The sequence below is a fragment of the Streptomyces sp. NPDC059787 genome (assembly GCF_042732315.1).
GTDB lineage: Bacteria > Actinomycetota > Actinomycetes > Streptomycetales > Streptomycetaceae > Streptomyces > Streptomyces atrovirens.
Map to the genome: position 1 here is coordinate 240,531 of NZ_JBHWHX010000005.1, position 15,599 is coordinate 256,129.

Here is a 15,599-nt window from a genome sequence, read left to right on the forward strand (position 1 = left end):
CGCTGGGGGCAGCTCCCCAGGGGCGCGGGGCCGTACCGAGGTGCGGCTCCGCCGCGTGGGCGCGACAGGCCATGACGCACCCGCACCCGCGAAACAACCGCAGGACCCGAGCTCTTGGGCGAAGCCAAGGTCATCGGGGGTTACGTTGGTCGGGAACCGTACCGGTCCCGACCAACGGAGCCCGCGATGCCCTTCGCCCGACTGGCAACAGCGACAACCCCCACCTGCCACCTCGGCCTCGGCCTCGCCGCCATCGGCCGCCCCGGCTACATCAACCTCGGCCGGGACAACGACCTCGGAGAGGACCGCAGCGTCGAGACGCTGCGCACCCGCAGTCACGAACTCCTCGACGCCGCCTACGCCCAGGGCGTCCGCTACTTCGACGCCGCCCGCTCCTACGGCCGCTCCGAGGAGTTCCTCGCCGACTGGCTGAAGAAGAGGACCGACGTCGACGACATCGTCATCGGCAGCAAATGGGGCTACACCTACACCGCCGACTGGACCACCGACGCCGAGCGGCACGAGGTCAAGGACCACTCCCTCACGGCGTACGAGCGTCAGCGCGCCGAGACCGAGGAACTGCTCGGCGACCGGCTCGACCTCTACCAGATCCACTCGGTGACCCCCGAGAGCCCCGCCCTCACCGACAAGGAGCTGCACGCCCGGCTCGCGGAGGCGGCCGGGCAGGGCCTCACCGTCGGCTTCTCCACCAGCGGCCCGGCCCAGGCGGACGCCATCCGCGCCGCCCTCGCCGTCACGGTCGACGGCGAGCCCCTCTTCCGTACCGTCCAGTCGACGTACAACGCCCTGGAGACCTCCGCCGGGCCCGCGCTCGCCGAGGCCCGTGACGCCGGGCTCACCGTGATCGTCAAGGAGGGCATGGCCAACGGCCGGCTCGCCGCCGCGAACGCCCCGGAGGCGCTGCGGACCGTCGCCGAGGAGACCGGGCTCGGCTGTGACGCCGTCGCCCTCGCGGTGGTCCTGCGGCAGCCGTGGGCCGGTGTAGTGCTCTCCGGCGCGGCCACCACCGTCCAGCTCGCCTCCAACCTGCACGCCGCCGCCGTCGACCTCACCGACGACCAGGTGTCCCGTCTCGCCACCCTGGTCGAGGAGCCCCGGGCCTACTGGGAGCGGCGCGGAGAGCTGCCCTGGCACTGAGGCACCCAGCCGTTCATCACGCGACAGCCGTGAGACCCGTACGCCTTGAATGAGACATCAATGTCTCACATGGGGTATGGTTGTCTCATGGCTGTCGATCGTGACCATGTGCTGCGCAGTGCCGCCGCCCTGCTGACCCGTAGATCCACCGCGACCATGGACGAGGTCGCCAAGGCCGCCGGGATCAGCCGCGCCACCCTGCACCGGCAGTTCGCCGGGCGGGACGCGCTGGTGCGGGCACTGGAGGCGCTCGGGATCGCCGAGTGCGAGGCCGCCCTGACCGCGGCCCGGCCCGACGAGGGGCCCGCCGCCGACGCCGTACGCCGCCTGGTCGCCGGGATCGAACCGCACGCCCCCCTGCTCGCCTTCCTCTACAGCGAGAACCAGCTGTTCGAGGGCGAGGAGCAGAACCAGGGCTGGGCCGCGATCGACGAGCGCATCGCCGCGCTGTTCCGGCGCGGCCAGGCGAGCGGTGAGTTCCGCATCGACCTCACCCCGGCCTGGCTCACCGAGGCGCTCTACGGACTGCTCGCCTCCGCCGCCTGGGCGGTGGCCGAGGGCCGGGTCGCCCCCAAGGACTTCACCCACATGATCGTCGAGCTGCTGCTCGGCGGCGTACGACGCCCGGACGCCCCGGCGCGAAGGAAGGAATCATGACCAGCGCCCTGCGGCCCGAGACCACGACCGGGACGGTGAAGCGGCCGGGCCGGTGGCTCGCGCTCTCCGTCCTCGTGCTCGCCGTGCTGCTGGTGGCCGTCGACGCGACCGTCCTCGGCCTCGCCACCCCGTACATCAGCGAGGACCTCGCCCCCACCGGCACCCAGCTGCTGTGGATCGGCGATGTCTACTCGTTCGTCATCGCCGGTCTGCTCGTCTCCATGGGCAGCCTCGGCGACCGCGTCGGCCGCAAGCGGATCCTGCTCGTCGGCGCCACCGCGTTCGGCGCGATATCCGTGCTCAACGCCTACGCGCACACGCCCGAGGTGCTGATCCTCGCGCGCGCCCTGCTCGGTGTCGCCGGCGCCACCCTGATGCCGGCCACCCTCGCCCTGATCCGCAACCTCTTCCACGACCCGCGCGAACGCAGCCTCGCCATCGGCATCTGGGGCGCGACCGCCTCCGCGGGCACCGCCGTCGGGCCGGTCCTCGGCGGCTTCCTGCTCGAACACTTCTGGTGGGGCTCGGTCTTCCTGATCAACCTGCCCGTGATGGCCGTCCTGGTGGCCGTCGGCGTCAAGCTGCTCCCCGAGTCCCGCACCCCGGCCCCCGGCCCCTGGGACCTGGCCAGTGTCGTCCTGTCCCTGGTCGGCATGGTCGGCGTCGTGTACGCGGTGAAGGAGACCGCGAGCCACGGCTTCGCCCGGTCCGCCCTGGTCGCCGGGCTGCTGGGCGCGGGCGCCCTGTACGGCTTCGTACGCCGCCAGCTCACCCTCCCGGTCCCGCTGCTGGACATGCGGCTGTTCCGCCACCGCGGGTTCAGCGGAGCCGTCCTCGCCGATCTGCTGACCATCCTCGGCCTGTCCGGGCTGGTGTTCTTCCTCTCGCAGTACCTGCAACTCGTGCAGGGCAGGCGCCCGTTCGAGGCGGGACTGGCCGAACTGCCCGCCGCGATCGGCGCGGTGGCGGCCGGACTGGTCGCCGGCCGGGCCGCCCGGCGCTGGTCGGTGCGCTCGGTCGTCGCCGGGGGACTGGCGGCCATCGGCCTGGCCCTGGCCGCGCTGACGGTGATCGGCCGGTCCACCGGCTACCCCCTGCTCGGGGCGGCACTGCTGGTGGTCGGCCTGGGCGCCGGTCTCTCCTTCACGGTGACCGCCGACGTGATCCTCTCCAGCGTGCCCAAGGAACAGGCGGGCGCGGCCTCCGCCGTCTCCGAGACGGCGTACGAACTCGGCGCGGCCCTCGGCATCGCCGTACTCGGCTCCATCGTGACCGGCGTCTACCGCGGCTTCACGGGCCCGGCGGGCACCCCGGCGGAGGCCCACGAGTCCCTGGGCGGCGCGCTGGAAGCGGCGTCGCACCTGCCCGCCGGCATCGCCCAGCCGATGCTGGACGCGGCCCGCCAGTCCTTCGTGGACGGCCTCACCCTGGCAGCGGGCACAGGAGCAGCGGTCCTGCTGGCAGCGGCGGCAGCGGCATGGTTCATGCTCCGGAACCAACGGCTCTAGGAGCACGGGCACCTGAAGTCAACGGCTGGGCAGCGAGCCGTCAGGGGCGCGGGGCTGTCTCGATATGCGGCTCCGCCGCGTGGGCGCGGCCAGCCACAACGCACCCGCGCCCGAAAGGCGACCCGAGCCCGCCCCCACCCCCGGGAAGCCGGTGCTACGCGGCCTTCGCCTTACTGGCGTACATGTCCACGTACTCCTGCCCGGACAGCCGCATGACCTCGGTCATCACCGAGTCGGTCACCGCCCGCAGCACATACCGGTCACGCCCCATCCCGTCGTAACGGGAGAACTCCATCGCCTCACCGAAACGAACCGTCACCTTGCCCGGCCGGGGCACCCCCGCACCCCCCGGCTGCAGCTTGTCCGTGCCGATCATCGCGAACGGCACGACCGGCGCGCCGGTCATCAGGGTGAGCCGGGCGATACCGGTACGGCCCCGGTACAGCCGGCCGTCGGGGGAGCGGGTGCCCTCCGGATAGATGCCGAAGATCCGGCCCTCCTCCAGCACCCGGCGCCCGGTCATCAGCGCCGCCACCCCGCCCCGGCCGCCGTCGCGGTCGACCGGGATCATGCCGACGCCGGTGAAGAACCACGCCATCAGCCGCCCCTTGAGGCCCTTGCCGGTGACGTACTCGTCCTTGCCGATGAAGACGACCTGACGGTCGCAGACGAGCGGCAGGATCATCGAGTCGATGAACGTCAGGTGGTTGCCGGCCAGGATGACGGGACCGTCGCCCGGGATGTTCTCCGCGCCCTCCACCTGTGGGCGGAACATCAGGCGCATGATCGGACCGAGCACTGCCTTGATGAGCGCGAAGCGGGACAACGGGCCCTCCGGTGGGAAACGGACGTGAGTTCATGCCGTACGAGTCTGTGCAGGTGAGGACATTACTCGCGGCCCGGGGGGTTGCGCACATCGAGATCGCGGGAGTTCACCGAGGTCTTACTCACTCTTGACCCGGGTTCACCTGCGGTGGCCTGCCCGTGGCCGGTGAGCAACACGGCCGTCACGCTGTGACGCAACTCGCCCGGGCCGAGCCCGGGACCGCACACCGCACGCGTGCCCCTCCCCGCCCGGCCCAACCGGACGAGCCGTCACATCCCGGCCGGAATACGACAGACGTACGTCATCCGTATGAGGGGCGTACGTCACGTGACATCACCCGTGTGTTCGGCCCGGGGTCTCCCGTGCGTCATCCACACGCACCTACGATCGCCCCGCACCGGACGAGCCGACACCAGGAGGACCCTCATGGCAACGCGGGAGTCGAACGAACAGGCGGGCGGAACCGGACGGCGGGCCCTCCTCGGAGCGGCGGTGCTCGGCGCCTCCGGATCGGTCCTGGCCCTGGGCGGCACGGCGAGAGCCGCCGACGCCCGGCACGGCGGCCGGCACGGCGGCGGCCGGGGGCTGAAGAGCCTGCCCGTCCCCACCATCGTGGGCCACCGCGGGGCCAGCGGTTACCGGCCCGAGCACACCCTCGGCGCCTACCAGCTCGCCCTCGACATGGGCGCGGACATCGTCGAGGCGGGCGACCTCGTCCCCACCAGGGACGGCCACCTCGTCTGCCGGCACGAACCGGAGATCGGCGGCACCACGGACGTAGCCGACCACCCCGAGTTCGCCGGCCGCCGGACCACCAAGACACTGGACGGCGCCTCCGTCACCGGCTGGTTCACCGAGGACTTCACCCTCGCCGAGCTGAAGCGGCTGCGCGCCGTCGAGCGCATCCCCGCCAACCGCCCGCACAACACCCTCTACAACGGCCGATGGGAGATCCCCACCTTCGAGGAGGTGCTGCGCTGGCAGGACGAGCAGACCCGCAGGCGCGGCAGGCAGGTCTGGATCTACCCCGAGCTCAAGCACCCCACCTACTTCCGCAAGCTGGGGCTGGACCTGGAGGAGCGAGTCGCCGAGCTGCTGCGCCGGCACGGCAAGGACGACAAGAACGCGCCGGTCATTCTCCAGTCCTTCGAGCCGACCAGCATCGAGCGCCTGAACAAGCTGGTCGACAACCCCCTCGTCGTCCTCCTCTCCGGCGCCACCACCCGCCCCTGGGACTTCGTCGAGACGGGTGACCCGCGCACCGTCGCCGACCTCGTCACCCGCAGGGGCCTGCGCGAGATCGCCGGCTACGCCCAGGGCATCGGCCCCACCCTCGACCTGGTCATCCCGCGCGACGCGGCCGGCCGGCTCACCGAGCCGACCACGCTGGTGCGGGACGCCCACCGCGCGGGACTGATCCTGCACCCCTACACCCTGCGCAACGAGAACCCCTTCCTGCCCGCCGACTTCCGCGAGGGCACCGACCCCGACGCCTACGGCGACGTCTTCGGCGCCTACCGGGCGTACTTCGCCACCGGCATCGACGGCGTCTTCACCGACAACCCGGACACCGGACTGCTGGCCCGCGAGGAATTCGTCAACGGCTGACCTGCTTTGCCCCGGCAGGGGGGATTTCGGGCCGCTCCGGGCAACCCTGCCCGGAGCGGCCGAGTCGTTGCGCGTATGACACACGAGCCGGTCATGGCGTACGAGCTGGTCGCCTCCCTGCGTCCGCTGCTCACCGCGGAGGCCGCCGCCGAGGCGTTCGGCTCCGGGACCGAACCGGGCGACCTGGAACAGGCGGTGTGGCTGCGCCTCCTGGAGCGTCTCGCCACCTGCGGTCCGCCGTCCGACCCTCCGGGCTGGATCCGCCGGGCCGTCCGTGCGGAGGCCCGCCGCGCCCGCCGCCGCGCCCGCCGGGAGACGGCGCTGGCCGGCGACCCCGCGGACACCGGCCACCACGGTCCCGAAGGTCTCGCGCTCGCCGCCGCCCGCCGCCGTGCCCTGCGGGACGCCGTACGACGGCTGCCCGGCCGCTGCCCCGAGCTGATGGAGGCGCTGCTCTCCCCGCGCGACCCGACATACCGGGAGATCGCAGGGGAGTTGGGTATCTCACAGGGCAGTCTCGGTCCGGAACGTTCCAGATGCCTGGGATGTCTGCGTCGTTTGCTCACACGGGAGGTTGCGGCGCGCTGAGGACGGGGATAGGAGTGGGGGACGACAGGTGATCAGGTGAGCGGGAGGCATGCGCACATGGGCATGAGCGTGACCATCTCTGCGGCGGCCGAGCAGGACGCGGAGCAGATCTTCAGGTTGCAGTACCTGTGCTTCCAGAGCGAGGCGGCGCTCTACGGCAACTACCGCATCGACCCGCTCGTCCAGACCCTCGACTCGGTCCGCGAGGAGGTCGCCGCCGACTGCGTCTTCGTCGCCCGCCTCGGCGACGAGATCGTCGGCTCGGTGCACGGCAGGATCACCGAGGAGGGCGCCGCCGCGATCGGCAAGCTCTGCGTCCACCCCCGACTCCAGGGACACGGCATCGGCGCGCGTCTCCTGCGGGCCGCGGAGTCCGCCCTGGCCGGCGAGCGCGGCGCCAGGACCTTCCGCTTGCACGCCGGGCACCGCAGCGAGAGCAACCTGCGGCTTTACAGCAAGGTCGGCTACCAGCGGGTGGGCACCTCCCAGGGCGCCGACGGCGTACCGATGATCGTCCTGGAGAAGCAGGCGCAGGCCTACGCGACGACCGCCTGATCAGGACACGGGCCGCTGCCCCCGCTGCCCCGGCCGCGCCTTGCGCAGCCAGTACAGGGCGGTGAGGGGCAGCAGCACGGGGATGAAGAGGTAGCCCATCCCGTAGTCCGACCACACGGTGGCGTCGGGGAACGCGGACGGTTCCACCAGCGTCCAGGTCCCCACGGTCAGTACGCCCACGAGTTCGGCGGCGCAGCACACCAGCGCCGCCCTGCGGGCCGTCTCCCCGCCGCGCACCAGGGTGTAGGTGATGAAGCCGTAGACCACACCGGCCGCCGCCGACAACGCGTAGGCGAGCGGCGCCCGGTCGAACTCGGTGGCGATCTGGTACGCGGAGCGCGACACCGCGCCGACGACCATCACCCCGTACAGCCACACCAGCAGCAGTCCGGGACCGCCGATCAGCCGCGTCCTGGCCGGCTTCTCCTGCGTCGCGGCCATCTCAGCCTCCCCAGATGTCATAGAGGCGCACCTCGAGCACGGCCAGCACGACACCGCTCGCGGCGACCGTCAGCGAACCCCAGCGGGAGCGCTCGCCCAGCGACATGAAGCCGGCCGCCGGGACGCACGCGAACGCGCCGAGCAGATACGCCACGAAGATCGTCGTGCCCTGCTCCGGCTTCTCGCCCCGGGCCAGCTGCACGATCCCGACGACCAGCTGCGCCAGCGCCAGCAGCGTGACCACGGCCATCCCGATGAAGTGCCAGTCCTTCGTCGGCTGGTCACGGTAGGCGGCCCACCCGCACCAGGCGCCGAGCAGCAACGCGGCGACACCGGTCACCACCGTCAGGACATCAAGCATGGCAGTGACCCTATTACGCCGGAAAACCCCCGCCGTCCTCGCCCCCGGGAGCGCCGGGCCCGGTGTCCTCCGTGACCAGTCCGGCGGCGACCGCCCACCCGCGGATCCGCGCGTGCGCGCCCACGTCGGACGCCGGTTCCGGCGTGTACACCGGGCCCGGGGCGGTCTCGATCAGGTGGGCCATCGTCCAGGCGAGCCCGTAGCAGTCGTCCGGCCCGAAGCAGCCGGCCAGGGCCTCCGCCTCAGCGAGGCCCAGCGGGCGCGTCATCGCCTCCAGTTGCCGCGCCCTGCGGTCGATCTCCGCCTCCTCCCCGGTCTCCTCGTCGGGCAGCGGTCCGTCCGCCACGAAGGCGCTCACCTCGGGTCTCATGCCGTGATGATCGCCACGGCCGGGGAATCCGGCAAGGTCCGGCGGGCCCGTAAGGTCGATGGCATGACCATCCACGCACAGGCCCTGCTGTTCGACAACGACGGAACCCTCGTCTCCTCCCTCTCCTCCGTGAACCGCTGCTGGACGCGGTGGGCCGTCGAGTACGGGATCACGGCCGAGGAGTTCGGGCGGGTCGAACTGCACGGGCGGCCGGCCGCGGAGATAGCCGCCGATCTGCTGCCCGCCCGTGTAGTGCCGGAGGCCGTCGCGCGGATCGAGGACCTGGAGGTCGAGGACGTACCCAACGGCGGTGTGGAACTGCTGCCGGGGACCGCTGACTTCCTCGCCGCGCTGCCCGCCGAGCGGTGGGCCGTCGTCACCTCCGCCACCCGGCGCCTGGCCGAGGCCCGCCTGGAGGCCGTCGGCATCCTGCCCAAGACCCTGGTCGCCGCCGACGACATCACCCGCGGCAAGCCCGACCCCGAGCCCTACCTCCTCGCCGCCCGCACCCTCGGCGTCGACCCCGCGCACTGCGTCGTCTTCGAGGACGCCCCCGCAGGACTCCAGGCCGGCCGCGCCGCCGGCATGACCACCGTGGCCTTGGCCACAACCCACCGGGCCCACGAGCTGACCGCCGACCTCGTCGTCGAGGACCTCTCGGCCCTGTCCGCACTGGTCACGGACGGGGGAGTGGAGATCTCCGTACGTCCCTGACGCGCGCGCACCACTGTCCACGGCTGTCCAGAATACGGACAGCCGTGTCCGGTCAGGAGCAAACGTCTGCTTTACTGATCGCATGACCACGACGAGCGACCGCATCCCCGCGACCGAGGCGCCCACGACGCCCGGTGCTCGGTGTATGTGTCGCCGAATGTGCGCCTGACAGAGGGCCCCTGCACCATCTGAGCCTCGCGCCCCGAAGCGAGAGCCCGCTCATGTCCGCCCGCATGCCCCGCATGTGTGACTGAGTCACGCCCCCGCGCGCACGTTTCTCCACGGTCTCCACCGCCACGCCCCACCGAGATCCGTGCCGCCCGGCTGCTTTCGACCCTGAATGCCTCGTGCCCGGCGCCCACGACGCGCCGCGCACTCGACAGTGACGGATACCCACGTGATCACCACCTCGGGCCTCACCAAGGTCTACCGCTCACGCGGCCGTGAGGTCACCGCCCTCGACGGCGTCGACCTGCACGTCCGCGAAGGCGAGGTCTACGGCGTCATCGGCCAGTCCGGCGCCGGCAAGTCCTCCCTCATCCGCTGCGTCAACCTGCTGGAACGCCCCACCTCGGGCACCGTGACCGTGGCCGGCCAGGACCTCACCGCGCTCGCCGGCCGCGGCCCCCGGGCCGGCAGGGAACTGCGGCAGGCGCGCAGCCGTATCGGCATGGTCTTCCAGCACTTCAACCTGCTCTCCTCGCGCACCGTGCAGGACAACGTCGAACTGCCCCTGGAGATCCTCGGGAAGTCGGGGAAGGAACGTTCCCGCAAGGCGCTGGAACTGCTCGACCTGGTCGGCCTCGCCGACAAGGCCAAGGCCTACCCCGCCCAGCTCTCCGGCGGCCAGAAGCAGCGCGTCGGCATCGCCCGCGCCCTCGCCGGCGACCCCAAGGTGCTGCTCTCCGACGAGGCCACCAGCGCCCTCGACCCGGAGACCACCCGCTCGATCCTGCAGCTCCTGCGCGACCTCAACCGGCAGCTCGGCCTCACCGTCCTGCTCATCACCCACGAGATGGACGTCGTGAAGTCGGTCTGCGACTCGGCCGCCCTCATGGAGAACGGCCGCGTCGTCGAGTCCGGCACGGTCACCGAACTCCTCGCCACCCCCGGCTCCGAACTGGCCTCCGCGCTGTTCCCGGTCGGCGGCGAGGCCTCCGGCGACGACCGCACCGTCCTCGACGTCACCTTCCACGGCGAGAGCGCGACCCAGCCGGTCATCTCCCAGCTCTCGCGTACCTACAACATCGACATATCGATCCTCGGCGCCGCCATCGACACCGTCGGCGGCCTCCAGGTCGGCCGGATGCGCATCGAACTGCCCGGCCGCTACGAGGACAACGTCGTCCCCGTCGGCTTCCTGCGCGAACAGGGCCTCCAGATCGACGTCGTGAACCGGGAACAGCCCGCGCTGGTGAAGGAGGGGGCCAAGTGACCTGGACCCAGATGCAGCCGCTGCTCGAACAGGCGTGTACCGAGACGCTGATCATGGTCGGCTGGTCCACCCTGATCGCCGTCGTCGGCGGCCTTCCCCTGGGCATCCTGCTCGTCCTCACCGACAAGGGCGGGCTGCTCCAGAACACCCTGGTGAACAAGGTCATCGGGCAGATCGTGAACATCGGCCGCTCGCTGCCGTTCATCATCCTCATGGTCGCCCTGATGGACTTCACCCGCTGGATCACCGGCACCACCATCGGCAGCGAGGCCGCGATCGTGCCGCTCGCCATCGGCGGCATCCCCTTCTTCGCCCGCCTCGTCGAGACGGCCGTGCGCGAAGTGGACCACGGGCTCGTCGAGGCCGTGCAGGCCATGGGCGGCAACACCTGGACGATCGTCCGCAAGGTCCTCGTCCCCGAGGCGCTGCCCTCGCTGATCGCCAGCACCACCACCACGGTCATCGCCCTCATCGGCTACTCGGCCATGGCCGGCACCGTGGGCGGCGGCGGACTCGGCGACCTCGCCGTCCGCTACGGCTACCAGCGCTTCGAGACCGGCCTGATGTGGATCACCGTCGCGATCCTCGCCGTGGTCATCTCGCTCATCCAGTTCGCCGGCGACTACGCGGCCCGCGCCCTGCACCGCCGCGGCGGCCGCTCCGGCCCCTCGCCCAGGCTCCGGCTCCTGAAGGCCAAGGAGCCCGCCGCGGCCGACATCAGCAAGGTCGCCTGAGCCCCAGCCCCACCCCAGACTCCCCGTCCACCCATACGGGGCCGCACCACCCAAGGAAAGGCACTTTTCGTGCGTAACACCGCCAAGATCACCACCGCCGTCCTCGCCACCGGAGCCCTCACCCTCGGGCTCACCGCCTGCGGCTCGGACAAGGACGCCGCCTCCGACACCTCCGGCCCGCTGGTCGTCGCCGCGAGCCCCGTGCCGCACGCCGAGATCCTGACCTTCGTCAAGGACAACCTCGCCGAGAAGGCCGGCCTCGACCTCGAGGTCAAGGAGTTCACCGACTACGTCACCCCGAACACGGCGACCGAGGACGGCTCCGTCGGCGCCAACTTCTTCCAGACCCAGCCGTACCTCGACGACTTCAACAAGAAGAACGGCACCCACATCGTGTCCGTCGTCGACGTGCACCTGGAGCCGCTCGGCCTCTACTCGAACAAGGTCGACAAGGCCGACGCGCTGAAGAGCGGCGCCACCGTCGCGATCCCCAACGACACCGTCAACGAGGGCCGCGCCCTGCAGCTGCTCGCCGCCAACGACCTGATCACCCTCAAGGACGGCGTCGGCACCGCGGCGACCCCCGCGGACATCACCAAGAACCCGAAGAACCTCACCTTCAAGGAGCTGGAGGCGGCCCAGACGCCCCGTTCCCTGGAGGACGTCGACGCGGCGGTCGTCAACGGCAACTACGCCATCGAGGCCGACCTCAAGCCCGCGGAGGACGCCCTCGTACTGGAAGCCGCCGAGGGCAACCCGAACAACAACCTCCTCGCCGTCAAGGAGGGCCAGGAGGACGACCCGCGCGTGAAGAAGCTCGCCGAGCTCCTCACCTCCCCCGAGGTGAAGAAGTTCATCGAGGACAAGTACGACGGTTCCGTCCTCGCCTCCTTCTGATCCGGCCTCGCGCCACTCACGGGGTCCACTCCGCTACAAGGGGTGGACCCCGTGGTGCGGTTCGGTGCCTGCATGCTGCATGCTGGGCAGTTCAGCAGCACCCGACGGTCTCTCAGGTTACGGAGCGGCGCATGACGAGCACCTTCCCCAACATCTCCATCAGCACGGAGCGGTTGGTGCTGCGTCCCCTCGACACGGACGACGTCCCCGCCCTCGCCGAGATGATGAACGACGAACAGGTCGCCGCCTGGACCGACGTCCCCCGGCCCTTCACCGAACAGGACGCCCGCACCTGGATCACCGGACAGGCCCCCGCCGAACGCGCGGCCGGCCACGGACTCGACCTCGCCGTCACCGAGTTCCTCACCCAGCGCCTGGTCGGCGTCATCCGGCTCACCAGGACCAACTGGCACGTACGGTCGACCGAGATGTCCTACATCGTCGCCCCCTGGGCGCGCGGCGAGGGCTACGCCTCCGAGGCCGCGCTCGCCACCGCCCAGTGGCTCTTCGGCGACCAGAAGTTCGAACGCGTCGAACTGCGCACCGCCGCCGACAACACCGCCTCGCAGCAGGTCGCCCAGAAGATCGGCTGCATCAGCGAGGGCGTGCTGAGAGGCGCCTGCATAGCCCACGTCCGCACCGAGGACGGCGGCTGGAGCGACGTACGCACCGACTTCATCGTATGGAGCCTGCTGCCCGAGGACATCGAGGGCGCGGACGGACAACTGGCCGACACCGGCGGATTCACCCCGTACACGGACTGGAACTGACCTTCGCGCGAGGCACCGGCGGCGCGGTCCCCGGTCGCACCAGGTAGTCTCACGGAGCCCGCCCCGTGGCGGGACAGCCGACGACGACCTGCGCAGACCCCAGGAGACTGACGACGATGGCCGACCGGGTCACGGTGATCGGCTGGGACGGTTCGCCGCTGACCGCGGCGGCCCGCGCCGCGCTGGGCGCCGCCACGCTGGTGGCCGGCGCCGCCCACCATCTGGCACTCCCCGAGGTGCCCCCCGGCGCCGAGCGCGTCCGGCTCGGCTCCGTCGCCCTCGCCGCCCGCCGTATCGCCGCCCACCGCGGCACCGCGGTCGTCCTCGCCGACGGCGACCCCGGCTTCTTCGGCGTCGTACGGACCCTGCGCGCACCCGAGTTCGGCCTCGAGGTCGAGGTCGTCCCCGGCGTCTCCTCCGTCGCCGCCGCCTTCGCCCGCGCCGGAATGCCCTGGGACGACGCCCACGTGGTCGTCGCACACCCGCGCACCCTGCGACGCGCGGTGAATGTATGCCGGGCCCACACCAAGGTGGCGGTTCTCACTTCGCCCGGCGCCGGTCCCGCCGAGCTGGGCCTGCTCATGGAGGGCGTCCACCGCACCTTCGTGATCTGCGAGGAACTCGGCACCGAGCGCGAACGGGTCAGCGTGGTCACCTCCGACAAGGCCGCCGACCACACCTGGCGCGACCCCAATGTCGTCATCGTCGTCGGCGGCCGGGCCGGTGCCGGTGAGTCCGGCGGCTGGCTCGCCGGACGCGACCCCTCCGCCGGCCCGCGCGGCTGGTCGCTGCCGGCCGAGGAGTACGGCGGCGACCTCGGCGAGGGCGAGCGGGAACCGCTGCGCATCTCCCAACTCGCCCGGCTCGGACCGCGGACCGGCGACCTCGTCTGGGACATCGGCTGCGGAAGCGGCGCCTTCGCCACCGAGGCCGCCCGCGCGGGCGCCGCCGTCATCGCCGTCGACAGCGACCCGCGCGCCTGCACCCGCACCGAGTCCACCGCCCACCGGTACGGGGTCCAGCTCCAGATCGTCCACGGCACCGCCCCGCACGTCCTGGAGAACCTCCCCGAGCCGGACGTCGTCCGGGTCGGCGGCGGGGGAGCGGCCGTCGTCTCCGCGGTCGCCGACCGCCGTCCGCAGCGCATCGTCACGCACGCCGCCACCCGCGACGGGGCCGAACTCATCGGCCGGAACCTCACGGAACACGGCTACCAGGTGGAGTGCGCCCTGCTGCAGTCCGTCGAACTCGACACCAGGGCCTGGACGGAGAAGGAGCGGAGCGTCGCGTTCCTGCTCAGCGGGGTGCTGCCCGCGCGCGGCAACTGATCCGATTGCCGTCCCCGTGATCGGATTGTCCGACCATGCGAGGTAGGCTGGCCGATCGTTGTACCGCACCCGGACGCCCGGCGCTTCGTCGGCCAATGTCCGGAAAACGCGCCCGTTTTGGGGTGGGTCGTGGTACGGCAGGAACCGGAGGACGCGCAACGTGGCGCAGTCCACAGCGGAACCGTCGCCGATCAAGCTGACGCGACGGCCGTACGGCCGCGAGAATGACGGTGAAGGGCTTTGTCGCCTTTTCCGGACGCGCCGTTCGTGCCGCTGGGGACGCACGCTCGTTCTTCAGTGTGGGGCGGTCGGTGCGCCGTTCCGGGTGAGCTGGTCGTAGGAGCACTAACCGATGGGCGAGGGGTACGCATGACCGACACCGGCCAGGTCCCGGGCGAGGGACTGCCGGAGAACGCAGGCATGGTGGAGCAGCCGGGCGTCCCCGCGCCCGACGCGTACACCTACCTCTCCGACAGTCCCGCCGAGGAAGAAGACCTGCTGCTGCCCGGCGCCCAGAGCGCCTGGGGCAACGAGATCGCCCCGCCCGTGCCCGAGCCGGTCGTCGAGACCGTGCACCAGCCGGGCCCGCACGAGATGTCCGGCCGTGACAGCGGCTCGGTCGACCTCGGCGGCGTCCGGCTCCCCGAGCCGCCGCAGCCGGCGCCGCCCGCGCCGCGCCGCCCGCTGCACCTCGGCCCGCCCATCCCCAACGTCAACGCCGGCCCGGTGCGATCCCTCGCCGACCGCGGTCCCGCCGACGTGCCGGCCCGCCAGGCCGGCCCGCCGTCCCTCGGCCCCGAGTACCTCGACATTCCGCACGCGCGCGAGGCGGCGGCACCGCAGGCCGCGGCTCCCTGGGGCGCGCAGCCCGCGGTGGGCGCGGGGGCGGTGGCCGCGGAAACGGTTGTTCCGGCTCCGGAACCGATGGGTGCGGCCCAGGCAGTCGTGACCCGCGTCGCCGCGGAGGCGGGGGCGGTACAGCAGGACACCGGGGGTGCCGTTGCCGCCGTTGCGGGGAGCGCCTCGGTCGAGGGCGGGGAACAGGGGACCGTCCCGGTCCCGGCCGCGGAGCACGGCCCGTCCGGCACGTCTGCCGCCGAGCCCGCGCAGGCTGCCCGGACGCCCGTACCCGAGCCCGCGGCTCCGGAACCGGAGGCGTCCCCGGTCGCCGGGCCCACGGCACCGGAGCACGCCCTGGCGGCCGAGGTGCCGCAGGCCGGTCGGGCACCGGTCGCCGTGCCGGACCCCGCTCAGGTCGCCGAGGCACCGCAGGCCGCCGTTTCCGAGTACGCCCCGGGGGCGGACGCTTCCCACGGCGCTCAGGTACCGGGTCCCGACCCCGCGGCACCACAGGCCGGTGAGGCGGTCGCGGAGGCCGCCGAGGCACCGCAGGACGCCCAGGCCCCGGGTGCGGTGGCCACCGCACCGGACCACGCCCAGGAGGCTGAGGCACCGCAGGCTGTTCAGCAGCCCGGACCGGCCGCCGTGCAGGAGGGCGAGGCGCCTCAGGCCGGTCAGGTGCCGGGTGCCGAGGCTGTCGAGGCGCAGGCGGCTGAGGTTCCTCAGGCCGTTCAGGCGCAGGCCGCCGAGGCCGTCGTGCCGCAGGCTGGTGAGGTGACTGAGGTTCCTCAGGCCGTCCAAGCGCAGGC

The 15,599-nt window shown here is 72.1% G+C and carries 16 protein-coding genes and 1 pseudogene; 13 read left to right on the plus strand and 4 right to left on the minus strand.

Going from position 1 to position 15,599, the window contains the following annotated elements:
- The first annotated feature begins 186 nt into the window (after positions 1-186).
- From ACFV5H_RS07310 to ACFV5H_RS07320, 3 genes are all read left to right on the plus strand, one after another.
- A complete protein-coding gene (locus ACFV5H_RS07310; RefSeq protein WP_385049246.1) occupies positions 187-1,158 on the plus strand; it encodes an aldo/keto reductase in 972 nt (323 codons plus the stop codon).
- Between the two features lie 87 nt (positions 1,159-1,245).
- Complete coding sequence (locus tag ACFV5H_RS07315; protein ID WP_385049244.1) at positions 1,246-1,815, plus strand: TetR/AcrR family transcriptional regulator; 570 nt, start codon at positions 1,246-1,248, stop codon at positions 1,813-1,815.
- A complete protein-coding gene (locus ACFV5H_RS07320; protein WP_385049242.1) occupies positions 1,812-3,323 on the plus strand; it encodes an MFS transporter in 1,512 nt (503 codons plus the stop codon). Before ACFV5H_RS07315 ends, ACFV5H_RS07320 begins: the two co-directional genes overlap by 4 nt.
- Positions 3,324-3,477: 154 nt before the next feature.
- Here ACFV5H_RS07320 and ACFV5H_RS07325 read toward each other — a convergent pair whose 3' ends face one another.
- Positions 3,478-4,149 carry a 1-acyl-sn-glycerol-3-phosphate acyltransferase gene (locus ACFV5H_RS07325; RefSeq protein ID WP_085573336.1) on the minus strand — a complete coding sequence of 224 codons (672 nt, stop codon included), beginning with the start codon at positions 4,147-4,149 and terminating at the stop codon, positions 3,478-3,480.
- A gap of 426 nt (positions 4,150-4,575) precedes the next feature.
- Between ACFV5H_RS07325 and ACFV5H_RS07330 the strand changes: the two genes are divergently transcribed.
- From ACFV5H_RS07330 to ACFV5H_RS07340, 3 genes are all read left to right on the plus strand, one after another.
- Entirely contained in the window at positions 4,576-5,757 is a 1,182-nt protein-coding gene (locus ACFV5H_RS07330) for a glycerophosphodiester phosphodiesterase (RefSeq protein ID WP_385049239.1), read from the plus strand.
- 75 nt (positions 5,758-5,832) lie between these two features.
- Entirely contained in the window at positions 5,833-6,345 is a 513-nt protein-coding gene (locus ACFV5H_RS07335; protein WP_385193277.1) for a sigma-70 family RNA polymerase sigma factor, read from the plus strand.
- Between the two features lie 57 nt (positions 6,346-6,402).
- Positions 6,403-6,900 carry a GNAT family N-acetyltransferase gene (locus ACFV5H_RS07340; RefSeq protein WP_381226138.1) on the plus strand — a complete coding sequence of 166 codons (498 nt, stop codon included), beginning with the start codon at positions 6,403-6,405 and terminating at the stop codon, positions 6,898-6,900.
- Here ACFV5H_RS07340 and ACFV5H_RS07345 read toward each other — a convergent pair whose 3' ends face one another.
- From ACFV5H_RS07345 to ACFV5H_RS07355, 3 genes are read right to left on the minus strand one after another with little or no spacing between them, the layout of a single operon-like run.
- Entirely contained in the window at positions 6,901-7,341 is a 441-nt protein-coding gene (locus ACFV5H_RS07345) for a hypothetical protein (RefSeq protein ID WP_385049236.1), read from the minus strand.
- Position 7,342: 1 nt separating this feature from the next.
- Positions 7,343-7,702, minus strand: coding sequence for a hypothetical protein (locus ACFV5H_RS07350; RefSeq protein ID WP_073933722.1), 360 nt, complete (start codon positions 7,700-7,702; stop codon positions 7,343-7,345).
- 13 nt (positions 7,703-7,715) lie between these two features.
- A complete protein-coding gene (locus ACFV5H_RS07355; protein WP_385049233.1) occupies positions 7,716-8,072 on the minus strand; it encodes a hypothetical protein in 357 nt (118 codons plus the stop codon).
- Between the two features lie 63 nt (positions 8,073-8,135).
- Between ACFV5H_RS07355 and ACFV5H_RS07360 the strand changes: the two genes are divergently transcribed.
- The 7 genes and pseudogenes from ACFV5H_RS07360 to ACFV5H_RS07390 form a co-directional block, all read left to right on the plus strand.
- Positions 8,136-8,786: an HAD family hydrolase gene (locus ACFV5H_RS07360; protein ID WP_385049231.1), complete on the plus strand. Its 651-nt coding sequence runs from the start codon at positions 8,136-8,138 to the stop codon at positions 8,784-8,786.
- A gap of 397 nt (positions 8,787-9,183) precedes the next feature.
- Positions 9,184-10,221 carry a methionine ABC transporter ATP-binding protein gene (locus tag ACFV5H_RS07365; RefSeq protein ID WP_073933724.1) on the plus strand — a complete coding sequence of 346 codons (1,038 nt, stop codon included), beginning with the start codon at positions 9,184-9,186 and terminating at the stop codon, positions 10,219-10,221.
- The gene (locus ACFV5H_RS07370) at positions 10,218-10,955 is read left to right on the plus strand and encodes a methionine ABC transporter permease (protein WP_385049228.1); all 738 of its coding nucleotides are present in this window, start codon (positions 10,218-10,220) and stop codon (positions 10,953-10,955) included. The genes ACFV5H_RS07365 and ACFV5H_RS07370 overlap by 4 nt, the downstream gene beginning before the upstream one ends.
- A 69-nt stretch (positions 10,956-11,024) precedes the next feature.
- Entirely contained in the window at positions 11,025-11,852 is an 828-nt protein-coding gene (locus tag ACFV5H_RS07375; protein ID WP_385049226.1) for a MetQ/NlpA family ABC transporter substrate-binding protein, read from the plus strand.
- Positions 11,853-11,983: 131 nt separating this feature from the next.
- Positions 11,984-12,622 carry a GNAT family N-acetyltransferase gene (locus ACFV5H_RS07380; RefSeq protein ID WP_385049223.1) on the plus strand — a complete coding sequence of 213 codons (639 nt, stop codon included), beginning with the start codon at positions 11,984-11,986 and terminating at the stop codon, positions 12,620-12,622.
- 116 nt (positions 12,623-12,738) lie between these two features.
- Positions 12,739-13,950, plus strand: coding sequence for a precorrin-6y C5,15-methyltransferase (decarboxylating) subunit CbiE (cbiE, locus tag ACFV5H_RS07385; protein WP_385049221.1), 1,212 nt, complete (start codon positions 12,739-12,741; stop codon positions 13,948-13,950).
- Between the two features lie 369 nt (positions 13,951-14,319).
- Positions 14,320-15,599: pseudogene (locus tag ACFV5H_RS07390) on the plus strand (5,6-dimethylbenzimidazole synthase); the annotation flags it as partial.